Origin of the sequence: Microbacterium awajiense (genome assembly GCF_039536545.1) — a bacterium.
GTDB classification, from domain to species: Bacteria; Actinomycetota; Actinomycetes; order Actinomycetales; family Microbacteriaceae; genus Microbacterium; species Microbacterium awajiense.
Map to the genome: position 1 here is coordinate 1,214,678 of NZ_BAAAYU010000005.1, position 15,109 is coordinate 1,229,786.

Annotated in this window: 9 protein-coding genes; 3 read left to right on the forward strand and 6 right to left on the reverse strand. The window is 67.7% G+C overall.

Going from position 1 to position 15,109, the window contains the following annotated elements; all coding sequences use genetic code 11:
• Positions 1–10: 10 nt before the first annotated feature.
• From ABD663_RS12345 to ABD663_RS12365, 5 genes are all read right to left on the reverse strand, one after another.
• On the reverse strand, positions 11–3,136 hold the full coding sequence (locus ABD663_RS12345) for a family 78 glycoside hydrolase catalytic domain (RefSeq protein ID WP_344738964.1): 3,126 nt from the start codon (positions 3,134–3,136) through the stop codon (positions 11–13).
• Positions 3,133–4,620 carry a sulfatase family protein gene (locus tag ABD663_RS12350; protein WP_344738966.1) on the reverse strand — a complete coding sequence of 496 codons (1,488 nt, stop codon included), beginning with the start codon at positions 4,618–4,620 and terminating at the stop codon, positions 3,133–3,135. Before ABD663_RS12350 ends, ABD663_RS12345 begins: the two co-directional genes overlap by 4 nt.
• Entirely contained in the window at positions 4,617–5,492 is an 876-nt protein-coding gene (locus ABD663_RS12355; RefSeq protein ID WP_344738968.1) for an aldo/keto reductase, read from the reverse strand. The genes ABD663_RS12350 and ABD663_RS12355 overlap by 4 nt, the downstream gene beginning before the upstream one ends.
• Before the next feature lie 73 nt (positions 5,493–5,565).
• Complete coding sequence (locus ABD663_RS12360; protein ID WP_344738970.1) at positions 5,566–7,032, reverse strand: sulfatase family protein; 1,467 nt, start codon at positions 7,030–7,032, stop codon at positions 5,566–5,568.
• Positions 7,033–7,074: 42 nt separating this feature from the next.
• A complete protein-coding gene (locus tag ABD663_RS12365; RefSeq protein ID WP_344738972.1) occupies positions 7,075–8,058 on the reverse strand; it encodes a Gfo/Idh/MocA family oxidoreductase in 984 nt (327 codons plus the stop codon).
• 79 nt (positions 8,059–8,137) lie between these two features.
• On the opposite strand from ABD663_RS12365, the gene ABD663_RS12370 reads away from it, so the two are divergent.
• Complete coding sequence (locus ABD663_RS12370; protein ID WP_344738974.1) at positions 8,138–9,139, forward strand: LacI family DNA-binding transcriptional regulator; 1,002 nt, start codon at positions 8,138–8,140, stop codon at positions 9,137–9,139.
• Positions 9,140–9,215: 76 nt separating this feature from the next.
• A complete protein-coding gene (locus tag ABD663_RS12375; RefSeq protein ID WP_344738976.1) occupies positions 9,216–11,825 on the forward strand; it encodes a family 78 glycoside hydrolase catalytic domain in 2,610 nt (869 codons plus the stop codon).
• A gap of 187 nt (positions 11,826–12,012) precedes the next feature.
• Here the strand turns inward: ABD663_RS12375 and ABD663_RS12380 are convergent, their stop codons facing one another.
• Entirely contained in the window at positions 12,013–12,876 is an 864-nt protein-coding gene (locus tag ABD663_RS12380) for an amidohydrolase family protein (protein WP_344738978.1), read from the reverse strand.
• 315 nt (positions 12,877–13,191) lie between these two features.
• On the opposite strand from ABD663_RS12380, the gene ABD663_RS12385 reads away from it, so the two are divergent.
• Entirely contained in the window at positions 13,192–15,102 is a 1,911-nt protein-coding gene (locus tag ABD663_RS12385; RefSeq protein ID WP_344738980.1) for a hypothetical protein, read from the forward strand.
• Positions 15,103–15,109: the final 7 nt, after the last annotated feature.

The window sequence follows — 15,109 nt, forward strand, 5'->3', positions numbered from 1 at the left end:
CGTGCCGGTCCTACCACGTCGGCGTGCGCGTGCTCCACCCGACTTCGCCGACGTCGAACGACGACTCGCCCAGCGCCGCATCGGAATCATCGTCGATGAGTCGGATTCCGACGTCGGCCGCCGTGACCGCCGACCGCCCTGTCCAACCGGTGACGTCGAGACGCACCCGGTTCCATCCGGCCGGCCAGATCCTGCCGGTCGTCTCGAGGACGGTACCGTCGTGCCCGTGTAGCGCCAACACGCCGGCGACGGCTCGCGGATCGCTGCGTACGCAGAGATCGACCAGTGCGTAGACGAAGACGGCGTCCTCGAGGTCGAGGGGGGAATCGAAGATCGTCCGCACGAAAGCCTCACGACGAGGCTCTCGCGCGGACGAGGTGACGCGTACCACGGTGTTCGCCAGCTGCGCATGGGGGATCGGCATGCAGACGAGTCCGGTCGGCAGGGTCTGGAGGGTGGCGCCGCCCAGACCCACGACGCGGCGGCCCGAGAGCGCATCGACGAGCAGATCGCGCGGTCCGTCGACGTCGCTGGCCGGCGGTGCCACCGCCGGCGCACGCCAGGGAGATGTCACAGCAACGGGAGCTCGCGCCTCGCCGATCGGCCAGGGAATCACGAACGTGTGCTCGCCCGATGCGACAAGCACCGGATCCATGCCCGGAAGCAGCACCTTCGCGTCCATGCTCACCGGAACGGTGACCTCGACGATCGCGTTCGCTCTCTCGCGGCGGTATCGGACCCCGACCCTGCCCCGGACCGTGTGCCGATGTGACGAAAGCGTGTCGATGCCCGCGACGAACTGCGGTGCGACCTGCGCACGCCGGTAGCCCGCCGCGATGGGCCGGATCCCCGCGAGCCCCTGGTACGCCCACGCGGTGAACACGCCACCGAGCCCGACGTGGTCGAGTGAGCCGGTGCCGGTATTCGCGGGATCGATCCACCAGCACTCCCAGAAGGTGCCGGGGCCGTGATCGAGCATGGCGCCGACCCCCGGTTCATCGCGTTGCTGCAGTACGTCGTACAGCAGCTGGGCATGACCGTTGTGCGCGAGTGCGCTCACGACCGTCCGCGTTGCGGCGAATCCGGTCGAGACCCGATTGCCGCGCATACGCACGTCGCTGACGATGCTGGCCACCGCCGCCGCGCGCTCGTCGGGATCGGTGAGGATGTCCGCCTCAAGCGCGCATGCGTAGGAACCTTGCGATCCGTTGCCGAATGTGCGCGACGACGGATCGAAGAATGCTTTCCTCGCCGCGACGCGGATCTCGTTCGCCTGATCGCGCCGCAGAGCCGCGAGAAGCGGTTCGCCGACCTCCGATTCGAGTTCGGCGAGGATCTCGAGGCAGTCGATCGTGGCCGCAGTGTGATGAATCGGAGGAGGAGTCTGCTCGAGGGCGAGCCAGTCGTGTCCGTAGCTGATCGGCGAGCCTGATACGACACCGTCGGCGCCACGGCTTCGAAGCTGGAAGTCCGCCCACCGACGCAGCGCGGGCAGATTCTCGTCGACGACGCGTCGGTCGCCGTAATGACGCCAGTGATTGATCAGGATGCGCTGGAGCGCGGAGCCCCAGACGGGGTCGGCCGGAGTCTTGGCCGCACGAACGTCGGGAGCGATCGCCGGGATCGCGCCGTCGGGCTGCTGACTCGTGCGCAGGTCGGTCAGCCACTTGCGCAGAAAGGACTCGGCGTCGAAGGCGGACATCTCGAACTCGGCGATCGCCGAAGTGTCGCCTGTCCAGCCGGCTTGCTCACGCGTCGGACAGTCTTCGGGAATGCCGTGCACATTGTTGAGCAGCGTGCGATTCGCTCGCGTGATCAGGGTGTTCACCTGGGCGTCGTCGGTCTCGACCGCGCCCACCACGGCCAGATCGGTGTGGTGGGAACGCACCTCGAGACGCACGACCGCGTCGGAGGGAAGGCCCTGAACCTCGACGAACCGGAACCCGTAGTAGGCGAACCATGGTGTGCAGACCTGCCCCGGCTCGCCGGTGGCGACGACCTCAAGGGCCTGGCGCTCCCGTCCGTGATCGAAGGGCATCGTGATGTTCGTCGTATCGAGGCGACCGGTCGCATCGAGGTGCTCGCCGTGGACGATCCTCACCACGGTGCCCGCCGGTACGCCGTCGATGAGCTCGAGGGCGGGTCGGCCGGCGACGTTGACACCCACGTCGAAGAGACGAGCGCCGTCGATGGTCCCGATGAACGCCGGCTCGAAACGTCGCACATCATGCAAGGGCGGCGTGAGATCGGGTTGGACGTCTTGCGGAGCGGTGTCGACCGTGGAAGGCGTGAGAGCGGGGCGGACGCAGCGTGGCGGATCGACGGTCGAGAAGCTCGGCGTCGCGCGCGGGTCGTGACGTTCGAGGTAGAAGGGTTCGTGCGCGACGACCTCGCTCGGAGCGGTGGCCATGTCGGCGGAGGTCCCCACACGGAGTCGCGTGCCGTCGAGAAGGTCGAGGACGAGTTCGGCGAGCGCCCGCGGGTCGAGCCCCGTCCGCTGCCATTCGCCACCCGACACCGTGAGGTCCAGGACGTTCTCACCCACGCGGCACAGGTCGGTGACATCGTAGGTCCGCACAAGAGCGCGAACGGTGTCGACCCGCGTCGCGTCGGTGGCGCTGCCGTTGACGGGCGCGCTGTTCACGGCTGCCCGGACGAGCCCCTGAGCGGTCAGGTGCAGACGGGCACGCTGCACCGGTGAGGATATGGCGAACTCAGCGCGCAGTGTGGTCAGTGCGGGACACGTCACCCAGGATGCCCGCCAATCCGCGAACTCGAGCGGCCCTGTCTCAAGACGGGCGGGATCAGCCCACTCGCTCCACTCGCCGCGCTCGTCGCGCACGCGCACGGTCCAGGAATAGCGGGTGAACGCATCGAGGGGCCTGCTCACGACGGTGTACGGGTCCGATCCCGTGCCGTGCGTTTCGAATACCGTCGGCGATTCGTCGTCCCGGGGGTCTGCGTCGGCGAGACAGAGGCGGACGTGCCACTCCTCCTGCGCCTGCCCGTCACGCAGAAGAGGCACGACCCAGCTCAGTCTCGGTTCGCGCGCACACGTCGGCACGAGGCGTGAGTCGCTCGCGAACCGCTGTCTGCCGTCGGCGCGGAGGTTGAGCGGTGCCGAAGCTGCGGTCATGCCATGGGCTCCCTCGTCTGTCGGGCCGACGCGGTGCGCAGGTGGTCTGGTCCGCTCGGCCCGAGCTTGCGGCCGTCCTGCAGTTGTCTCGCCATCCATACGTTCGCGACCATGTGGTCGCCATCGGCGGCCAGTTGGTCGTACAGCGCGCGTCGAAGATGAGCGACCGTGGCCCGACACGCCGGGTCGTCGATGCGATTGACGAACTCTCGCTCATCGCCGACCAGGTCGTAGAGTTCGTCGACGTCCGTAGGATTCCAGACGTACTTCCACTCTCGTGTCCGGATCATCCGTTGGGTGAAGAGTCCGAACTGCTGGCCGTTGTACGTGCTCACGACGTACTCTCGCGCACGCACGTCGGCGGATGCCTCGCTGACGCTCCCCGCGGCGAACAGGTCGCTCCCGTGCCCCTGGGGCGGGCCGGACACACCGGTGGCAGCGGCGATGGTCGGCGCGAGGTCGAGCATGTTGTAGGCGAACGCGTCGATCCGGCTGCCTGCGGTGATTCGCTCCGGCCAGCGCATCACGAGCGGGACCCTGACCACGTCGTCGTACATGACGTAGTGCTTGTCGATCATGCGGTGGGAGCCTTGCATGTCGCCGTGGTCCGTGGTGTAGATGACCAGCGTGTTCCCTTCGGCTCCGGACTCAGCGACCGCGCGCAGCACCGAGCCGACGGCGTCGTCCATCTGGGCGATGACCGCGTAGTACCGCGCGACCGCCGGCGCCCAGTCGTCCCAGGTGAAGTCCTCGATTCCCCAGTTCACGAGTTGCTGGCGCTGGATGTAGGGCTTGTCCGTCAGCGGATCGTCGAACGAGCGCCACTGAGGGATGGCGTTCGGGTCGACGCGTGCCGCGAACTGCTCCGTGGGCAGGCACGGAAGATGGGGTTCCACGAGATCGAGACGGGCATGCCACGGGCCGCCCGCCGCAGCCGCCTCGCGGATGAACTCTGATGTTCGCGCAGCGAGCCAGTGTGTTCGACTCGACTCGGTGGGCACGGGGTCGATACCGCCGAGCCAGTCGCCACGCACCCGCGCCTCAGGATGATGGGTCTCCCGCCAGCGGTCATAGTCCTCCAGCGCGACGTACTCGTCGTAGCCGAACGCGGTCGGGTCGTGGTCGGGGTGGACGTGCCACTTGCCGGTGTAGTGCGTTCGGTAGCCCCCGCGCTGCAACTCTCGGGCCCACGAGTACGCTGTCGGCTCCAGTGCCGGTATCCGGGAACCGAGGTCGTAGTTCCACAGGCCGCCTGTGGTCTCCGGCCTCTGGCCGGTGATCAGTGCGTGTCGGGCCGGTGTGCACAGGGGGATGGGCGTGAAGGCGGAGTCGAACCACACGCCGGAACGCGCGAGCGCATCGATGTGCGGCGTCGACACTGGGTAGTCCTCGCTGGCTCCGACGCAGTCGTATCGGTGCTGGTCCGACACGATCAGGAGGACGTTCGGGCGAGAGTCGGCGGGGCGGGCCATCGGTACCGTCACGAGATTCCTTTCGATGTGCGCTCGTCGTCGCCATCGGCGATGTCGCAGGTCCAGGCATTCTCCGTCGTCGAATCCCATTCCTCGCGGGGTGCGGCGGCGGCGTCCTGTGCGCGCTCGGGACTGCCCGCGCCGACGATGACGGAGACAGCGGGCGACTGGGCGAGAAGTCCGCGCAGCGCGAGTCGATGCGGCGAGATGCCGCGGGACTGCGCAATCCTCGAGAGACGTGGGAAGCGTGCGGGGAGCGTCCGCGCCGCCGCGGGGCCGCCCAGCGGCGAGTAGGCGAAGAAGGCCACACCATGCCGCGCGGCGGTCGCGAGCGAACCGTCGTCCGGACATCCGGCGACAAGGCGGTTCTCGACAGCAGCGACCTCGGTGACGGCGCACGCGCGTTCGATCTGCTCAGAGGTCGCGTTCGAGATTCCCAGTGCGCGCACCTTGCCTCGGCGGCGGAGTTCATCGAGTGCACCGAAGCTCTCTTCGATGCTGATCGGACCGTCGGCGCGGTGCACGAAGAAGAGATCCAGTCGCTCCACTCCCAACGCGGCCAGGCTGTCGTCGACGTCGCGACGAAGCCGTTCGGGGGAGTTGTCGACCTTCCATTCGCGATGGGTCGCGCGGAAGTGTCCGCCCTTGGTCATCACGACGATCTCATCGTCGTCGCCGAGTGCCCTGTGCAGAAGCCTCTCGTTGTGGAGCGGGTCACCCACCGTCGCGTAGGCGCGTGCCGTGTCGAAGATGCGGATCCCTGCGTCGCGCGCGGCGCGGAGGGTGCGGATCGACCTGTCATCGTCTCGGGTCTCGGCGAGTGAGAAGCTCGCGCAGCCCGCGGCGACCTGGTGCCGTAGGTCTTCGCTGCTGAGAGTCGTCATCGGTTCCCCTGCTTCGGTGGATGCGAGCCTACATGAAAGGTTTCATGGACCCTGCGGCAGACGGACCGTGCGGTTACCTCGGCTGCGGCCCCCGCGCGCGACCCCGTGATGCGCGCATGCGTGCGATCGGCGCTTCATCGTCGGCTCCGATGTAGGACCACAGTTCCTTCTGATCGGGGAACGGGTCCTCGAAGTAGTCAAGCCAAGCCAGCGTCAGATCGTGGAGTCGAGCCTGCACGGCTTGCGGGTCTTCGATGCCGGGCATCGCACGGTGCCCGAACAGGTTGTACACCTGGTGTGGGTCATCAGTGCGATTGAAGAGGGTGTCCATACGGCGCACCAGGACGGTGCGCCCGATGTCGGATTCCGGGTGCGGCTCGTCCCCGTCGCTACGGTCGATGTTCTCGACCGAGTAGGTCCACTCGTGCGTGTACACACCACGCCACGGCGTCGTGAAGTAGAAGAGAGGTGCGGACTCGACGGCGTCATCGTGTCCCTCGACGATCGCCTGCGACAGGTCCTTGCCGTGCAGGTCATTGGAGACATCGAGCCCCATCAACCCGAGCAGCGTCGGCATGAGGTCGATCGTGCCGACGATCAGATCCGACGTCCGCGGCGCGGCGGTCCCCTCGGGCAGGCGGATGATGAGCGGAACGCGGGTCGACACGTCCTCAGGGCTCGACTTGTGCCAATGGTTGTTGAAAGCGCCGAACGTCTCGCCATGATCGCTGGTGTAGACGACGATCGTGTTGTCCGCGAGCCCGCTCGCCTCCAGCGTGTCGAGGATGCGCCCGATGTTGGCGTCCAGGTCGCTGCACATCGCCAGATAACCCTGGGTCATCCGTTTCGTGCGGTCGTTGACCGGCACGGTGGGCCGGAGCGTGAGCTCCTCCGGGTCGTAAAGAGCCTTCGCTTCCGCAGGCGCGTCGAACATCGAGTACGCGTCGGCATCGCCGCCGACGTGATTGTGCGGCGGGTGGTAGGACACGAACAGCGTGAACGGCGAATCGGCGCTCTGCGCCTCGAGGAACTCGATCGCCTGGTCGGTCTGCCCCTCCGCCTCCCATTTGCCGAAGAGGCGCTTGCGGTCGCCGTCCCAGAAGAACGCATTGTCGGGGTCGTAGTTCACATGGCAGTTGTTGGAGAGGAAGACGTCGTCGAAGCCGTGGCGATCCGGTCCTGCGGGTATCGGGCGGTCGCGATCGCCCCCGTACAGGTGCCACTTCCCCACATACCCGTTGCGGTATCCGGCGCGCTTCGTCACTTCGGCGAACGAGTCGCCCAGTTCGGTGGAGAGACGGCGATCATTCGTGAAGCAGTTGTTCCACAGAGGATGCAGACCGCTGATCATCATGCTGCGCGCCGGCGTGCAGACGGGAGCGTTCGACACCGCGTGGTTGAACAGGATGCCCCGAGAGGCCAGCTCATCCAGTCGGGGTGTTTTGACATCGCTCAGCCCGTACGCCCCGACCATGTCGTGGGACTGCTGGTCGGAGAAGATGAAGACGAGATTGGGCCTCGTCGACTTGAAACGATCCATATTCGCCGAGCCTGGCATCTGGGAGCGAATCGCACAAGCCGCTCAGCTCGCGTCGAGCGGGAACTCCTCCTGGACCCGGACCGCGCGGTGTTCGCGGATCGATCGTGAGATCGACGCCTCCATCTGCAGCTCGCGCAAACCCGCGTCGACGCCCACGGGCGGCGGGGCATTCGTGCGGACGGCTGCGAGATACGCCGTCAGGGAGGCAGTGAAGGATGCCGAATAGCGGGCCTCACGAGGGCCGGGCAGCACCGTGACGGTGCGCCTGCCCGAGGCCGCTTCGAACATCGACGACTCGGCATCCAGGTCGCGCCATCGGAGGTGGCCGCCGTCGAAGGAGAACGAGATGTCGAGGAGATCGTCCTCCCAGTCGCGCAGGGCGGAGCCCAGCGCCGAGCCCACGGCTCCGGACACGGCACGGAAGGACACACTCCGAGTGGGCGTCCTTCCGTCCCGGGCAGTGCCCGGTCCGGCCATCGCGGTCAGGGTGGCGATCGGGCCGCACGCCATGCCGATCAGGTCGAGCGTGTGCGACCATGTGGCGAAGTGCGAGTTCGCGACGACGGTCCGCAGCGGCCCCAGTCTCGCACCCGCCACGGCGTCGAGCGAGTCCTGCACCGACTCGAAGAATCGATAGTTGAATCCCATCGCGATCTCGAACCCGGCCTCGTTCGCCAGCCCGACGATGTCCCGAGCGCGGAAGAAGTCGTCTTCGTCGACATTCTCCTGGCCCGCCTGCGAGATCAGCGGCTTCTCGGTGAACACGCGCGGCACGCGCGCCTCGATGAGCGATTCGAGGACGTGCGCGTGCGCGGAATCCGTTGCGAGGTTGAAGGCGATGTCCGGCGCGAACCCCTCGACCTCACTCCAGCTGTCGAGCCCGTGGCCGCCGAACGCGTCTTGTGCGGCACGTGAAGACGCCGACCTCCGTGAGAGATAGGCGAGCTCCAGGTCTTCCTGACGCGTGAGGAAGGGGAGGTACTGACCCATCGCCAGACCTCCGATGCCGACGACAAGGCAGCGCATGGTCCTCCTGACGTGACGGTTCGGTTCAGCGACCTCCTATGATGAGGGCGGCGAGACGTAGCCACCAGGGTAGGTGATCATGGCGGGACCGGTCGGAATCCGAACCGTCGCCGCACAGGCCGGCGTCTCGGTCGGCACGGTCTCGAACGTGATCAACAAGCCGGAGACCGTCTCGGCGCGAACGCTGGCGCACGTGCAGCAGGTGATGGACGAACTCGGCTTCGTGCGCAACGACCTTGCCCGCCAACTGAAGATGGGCGGCGGCACCACCCTCGGTCTGATCGTCCTCAACGTCGCCAATCCCTTCTTTGCCGGCCTCGCGCATGCGTGCGAGGCTGCCGCGGAAGAGCTCGGGTACACGGTCATCATGGGCAGCAGCGATCAGCTGCGCGAGCGCGAAGATCGCTACATCGACCTGTTCGAGCAGCAACGGGTGCGGGGAATGCTCATCGCAGGCCTCGACGGCGCGACCGAGCGTATCCAGCGGCTCACCAAGCGAGGGATGCCGTTGGTGCTGTTCGACATCCACGCTCAGGCGGGAGAGTTCTGCACCGTCGCACTCGATGGCGCCGAGGGCGGGTACATGGCCGTGTCGCACCTGATCGAGACCGGACGGCGACGGATCGCCTTCGTCGGCGGCCCGCTCTCGCAGGTCGATGACCGTTGGCAGGGGGCCAGCCGGGCGGCGGACGGAATCGCAGAGCTCACGCACATCGACACTCCGGACCAGACGATCGCCGACGGCCGCGCGATCGGCGAGCAGATCATCGCCATGAGCGCCGATCAGCGCCCGGACGGGATCTTCGCAGCCAACGACACGTTGGGCCTCGGCGTGCTTCAGGCGCTCGTGCTCGCCGACGACATCGTCGTCCCGCGAGACATCGCCCTCGTCGGCTACGACGACATCGAGTACTCGCGCTCGGCGATCGTGCCCATGTCGTCGGTTCGGCAGCCGGTCGACACCTTGGCGCGTGAGGCGGTGCGGCTGGTCCTCGAGCACGCCGGCGACCCGAGTGCGCACGAGCATCGGCGGGTGCTGCTGCGTCCCGAGCTGGTCGCACGGCGAAGCTCGGTGCGCTGACCGTGCGCGTGCGCGTTTGCAATCCCGTCCGTGGTATGCGACATTCGCAGTGTGAAACCTTTCATTTGGCGGGCTCGTGGCGATCGCCGATGACGACGGGTTCTCGTCGGCCCTGACCGCCGACGATTCCGACGCGCCGAGCACCCCGCACGTCGTCGGCCTGCGAGCCGAGCAGGTCCCAGCCGGATCGGTACTCGGGTGCGCCCGCCCTCGATTGTCATGGGTGCTCGAAGGCGGCGATCCGCTGGTCTCGCAGACACGCTACGAAGCCGAACTCACCACCGAGTCCGGCACGGTGATCGCGACCGCGAGCAGTCGGGATGGCGTGCTCGTCGACTGGCCCTTTCCAGCCCTCGAATCGCGCCAGGTCGGACGACTGCGCGTCCGATGCGAGACGTCGGACGAGCGCTGGACGGATTGGAGCCCGCCGATCGACCTCGTCGCCGGCCTGCTCGATGCTGCGGATTGGATCGCACAGCTGGTCAGCCCGTCGAGTCTGGGGACCCTCGAGGACGGTGCGCCGTTCGTCTTCGGCTCGTTCGACCTGCCCGAGCTTCCTGTCGCCGCCCGTCTCTACGCCTCGGCGCAGGGAATCTATGAAGCGCAACTCAACGGTGTGCGCATCGGAGCTGACATATTCGCTCCCGGATGGACCGCATACGAACACCGTCTGCAATACCAGTCGTACGACGTGTCCGGGCTTCTCGTGCGCGGATCGAACCGGCTGGGGGCGGCCCTCGGCAATGGCTGGTATCGCGGGCAACTCGTGTACAAGGGCAATCGCGAGTCCTACGGTAATCGCCTCGCGTTCTTGGCGCAGCTCGAACTCGACTTCGCCGATGGGTCGCGACGCATCATCGGCACGGACGCCTCGTGGCGCGCGTGTGAGACGGGCATCCTCTTCGATGACTTCTACGACGGTGAGAGACGGGACCTCCGCTTGCCGATGGGCCCGCAGCCGCAGGGCGCCGAAGCCGTGGAACTGCTGCCGCTCGACGCGGCGCGCCTGGTCGCGCGCCGAGGGCCGGCCGTGCGCGAGACCGGGCGGATCAGCGCCGAGACGATGACGGTCACCGAGTCGGGGCGGGTGCTCGTGGACTTCGGGCAGAACGTCGTCGGCTGGGCGGAGGTGACCGTTCGTGCACAGGCGCCCGGCACCGAGGTGACGATCCGGCACGCCGAGGTCCTCGAGGGCGGCGAGCTCGCACGTCGCCCGCTCCGTACGGCGCAGGCGACGTGCACGTACCTGCTCGTCGGCGGTCAGGAGGAGATCCTGCGCCCGACATTCACCTACAACGGTTTCCGGTACGTCGACATCTCCGGCGTCGAGGTCGACGATCTGGTGTCTGTCACAGCTGTCGTCCTGGGCACAGACCTCGAGCGCATCGGATGGCTCGAAACCTCCGACCCTCTCCTGAACCGACTTCACGCGAACGTCGTGTGGAGTGCCCGGGGCAACTTCCTGGACCTGCCGACGGATTGCCCGCAGCGCGACGAACGGCTCGGCTGGACGGGCGACATCCAGGTATTCGCGCCCACGGCGAACTTCCTCTTCGACACGTCCGGCTTCTTGGCCGGATGGCTCGAGGACCTGGCCGCCGAGCAGGGCCCGCGAGGCGAGGTTCCGTACATCGTGCCCGACGTCCTGCGCGCTGAATACACCGACGCGCCCGGATGGGGCGACGCCGCCGTGGTCGTCCCCTGGGAGCTGTACCGGGCCTTCGGCGATCGCGACGTCCTCCGACGGCAGTACCCGTCGATGGCCGCGTGGGTCCGTCGTATCGCGGACCAGGCCGACAGCGACGGAGTGTGGAACGCACAGGGCCCCTTCGGCGACTGGCTCGACCCGACGGCGCCCCCGGACGATCCCGCGCGGGCCCAGGCCGACCAGGCCGTCGTCGCAACCGCCTACTTCGCTCGGTCCGCCCGGATGATGGCCCAGACCGCGCGGGTGCTCGGCGAGGTTGCCGATGCCGACGAGTTCGACATGCTCGCCGCGCGCATCGCCCATGGGTTCGAGCGACGGTTCGTGTCAGAGGACGGCCGCGTCCGCAGCGACTGTCAGACCGTCTACGCGCTGGCCCTCGTCGGCGAGTTGATCACGGATGACCGCGCACGCGCAGCCGCGGGCCGTCGGCTCATCGATCTGGTCGTCGAGGCGGACTACCGCGTCGCGACGGGCTTCCTGGGTACACCCGTGATCCTGGATGGCATCGCGAAAGCAGGCCGTCCGGACGTCGCCTACCGGATGCTGACGGAGACCGGCGTTCCATCGTGGCTGTACGCCGTCACCATGGGAGCGACGACGACGTGGGAGCGGTGGGATTCGATGCTTCCCGACGGGTCCGTCAACCCGGGGGCCATGACGTCGTTCAACCACTATGCCTACGGGGCGGTCGCCGATTGGATGCACCGCACGATCGGCGGGATCACGTCGCTCGAGGCCGCGTATCGCCGGTTCGAGGTACGCCCGTTCTTCGCGCAGGAGCTCGAGCACGCGAGCGCGCGCCACCGTTGTCCGCTCGGCGACATCCGCGTGGGCTGGCGTCGTGAGAGCAGCACGATCCACCTGACCGTGGAGGTTCCACGGGGTACCGAGGCGTTCGTTCATGCGCCGGGCGCCTCTGAGGCACATCGCGTGGGTCCCGGCCGTCACACGTGGTCGGGCCCGGCCACCCCTGGGTGAACCACGTTCGGAGACCGACGAAGACGACGAACGCCGGCGCCATCGCGCTGACCGCGGCGGATCCGATCGAGGGCCGGATGCTCGTGAGCCGCGAGGACGCCAGCGGCGCCACCGCTCCGGATCGCCAGCTGCAGCACGCACACCCAGCGCGAAGATGAAGGTCGTGTCGTTCTCTGTGGGTGGTCGGTCAGGTGGTCAGGCCGAGCAGTCGGCTCGCGTTGCCACCCAGGATCGCGTTGAGTGCCTCGTCTCCGACGAATGCGCAGTGCGTGCGCACGACTTCGATCGATTGGGTGTAGGTGAGTTGATCTCGCGACGCCGGGTAGTCGGAGCCCCAGTACAAGCGCTCGGGTCCGAACGCCTCGAAGATCCGCCGGAACAGGGCGATGGACTCCGGGTAGGGGAATCCCCAGCGGTGTGCGTCGTGGTAATTGAACCCCGAGATCTTGACGCCGATGTTCGGACGCCGGGCGAGTCGGACAACGGCCTCGATGTCCTGCTCGCGGGCCGGTCCGTTGCGGGGGTTCGACATGTGGTGGAGCAGAAGCGGCAGCTCGGGGTGTCGCTGCGCCGCGGTGTCCAGGTCGTCGAACCATGCGGCGCCCATCGCGAGCGAACCGACGAGCGATCGACTCTCCGCCTCGGCGAGCAGGCGATCACCCTCCGCCGATCGTAGCCAGCCGTCGTTGCGCTCCGAGACGTAGTGGGTGAAACCCGTCGCGCCGCTGCGGGAGACGGCGTCCACGAGCCGGTCCGACGCCCCGGCGGAGTGGTACTCGGGTCGCCACGCGCAGTCGACATCGACCCACGCGCTCAGTCGGGCGGGCAACCGGGCGGCAGCCGCCGCGACGTAATCGTTGTTGTCCTCGTTGGGGAACCCGTTTCCCCCCGCGCCCCCTCCGATTCGCGCGCACACGACCGCGGCATGGTCGACGCCGTGGGTGTCCATCTCGTACAGGAGGCTCTCGATGCTGCCGCGGGTTTCGGGATCTGGAACGGTGCAGTCGTACGGCCAGCGTCGCCATGCGTGGCAATGAGCGTCGACGATCACGCAGGCATCCCCCGCCCGACGAGCGTGGGTTCGGTGAACCCCGCTGCGATCCCGAACCGAAGCGGGCCGGGATCGGCGGAGTCCGTGCTCGCGGTCGGTGTGTCACGGCCGTCGGTCATCCTCGCCCTTCCCGCGCTGGGAGGTCAAGACCTCCGCCAGTCCGTCGCGCCGCGTCCTTACATGTGGCTTGCGCTGTTGAAAGCTTTCAGCAATGGTGGCAGTGTACGCGACGAAGGGACCGATGTGAACAGGACACCGAAGCACCGAGCGGCCGGTTCGGGTGACTGCCTGACCCTGAACTCGGGCGATGCGACGATGACTCTCTATCGACGGACGACCGGGTGGGGCTGGGCCGAGATCGATGACCATGGCGGCGAGCATGTCGCGGTGATCGACCACCTCGGCGAACTCGCCGTTCGTGACTCACCGGTGCCGATGCGACTCGAGGCGGCCTCCGCCGAACTGGACTCCGACGCGGAGGGTGACTTCATCCGCTTCGCCGTCGCCGCCATGAGCACGCGCGATGCGCTGCGCGGCACGTCGTTCGACCAGTGGGTCGGGTCGCCGTTCGCGGGGCCCCTCTTGGAGGGGCACGTCATTGTGCGCGCAACCGGTGACGGCCGGTTCTCGATGTCGTGGGAGCTCATGTCGACACATGACATCAACGCGACGTATCTACGCGGACCCTGGGTGCGGTTCGGACAAGGGGCCTTCGGCGTCGAGAAGGATGATGCGATCCTGCCCGGGATCGAGTGGGCTGAGGGATCGGAGTGGACGAGCGGCTCAGACTGGTTCCGCGACCCCTGGGCGTGGCGCGTGACCCCTCCGGTGGACTCGGTCGGGATCCCTGTGATGGCCGTCTCCCGAGGCGAGACGTACGTCTCCGTGGCCTGGGATGCCGGAGGCGAGGCCACGGGCTGGTTCAGCTACTCTCGCCATCGGCTGCAACCGGTCTTCGCCGCGCCGAACGTCGTGGAGCGCAGCGACTCGTCACTGCTCGGCCTGATGCTGCCGGAGACCGCCGGGAGCGGCGACCAGTGGGCCGCCGACCAACCGCTCGAACTCCACCGAGGGCAGGTGCTGACGTTCTCGGCAACGGTCGCCGTGGGCAGAGGCTCCAGCCTCGACGCGGTCGTCGACGCCGTGCGGCGAACGGGCATGCCCGACGCTGCGACGCCGGGTGATCTGGAGGAGGGCGTTCACAGAATCGCGCGCACCTACGGCGACACACTGTGGCACGAGGGTGAGGGATTCGGGCTCGGCCAGAAGCCCGGGGACATCGGGCTCGGCAGGCCGCCGTTCGTCGAAGACTATCTGCGTGCGTACCCCGAGCGCGCCGAAGCCGGCCGGCTCCGCGCGCTGGTCGCGTCATTGCCGGTCGAGGAGAACGCCGATGTCGTGCAGATCGCAGACGGCTACCTCGCCGAGCAGTGCGACGACGGCAGCTTCGTGTTCGACCCGAACGGCCGGCATCGATCTAAGGATGACTTCGTCGTCGCGAGGGATCTGGTCGCCCCGATGGGGATGCCGGGGGACCGCGCGCTCGACCTCGATGTGCTGCCGGCGCTCCACATGCTGAGGGCTTTCACCCGATCCGGAGAGGCCCGCTTTCGTGACGGAGCCCGCCGCGCGCTCGATGCGGCGCGTCGGCACTCCCGACCCGAGGGAGGAGACTTCTGGGAGACGCCGTTGAACGCTCCGAATCTTCTCGCCGCCGGTCACGCAGCCGTCGCATACGCGTGGGCTTGGCAGCTCTTCGGCGACGAGAGCGACCGGTCGGCCTCCGCGCATTGGATGCGCAGTCTGCTGGTGTTCACGCACCTCTGGGAGCCGAAGCATCGTTCGATGCTGTTCAACACGAAGCCCTGCTTGTGTTCGTCGGACTGGTACTTCGCGAACTGGGTTCGCGACCATGTGCAATGGGAGGTCATCGAGACGTTTGCGCTGGCCGGCGAGCTCGACGTCGACCTCACAGCCGTTGACGACGAGCTCGACTGGTCGGCGTACGCGCGGGGTGTGCTCGGCGCCGGATGCCGGTGGCTTCTCGACCATCGCGACGACACGTGGCGACCGCACAATCTCCCGCAGACTCTGGCGATCTACCGCGCCGGAGGGTTCGACGGCTGCCTTCCCGACACTCACAATTCGACGACCGGACTCTACGGCGGCATGGCGATCCCGCCGGGTCGCCTGGGGCAGGCGATCTTGTCGCTCGTCGCTCGCTGACGCCCCG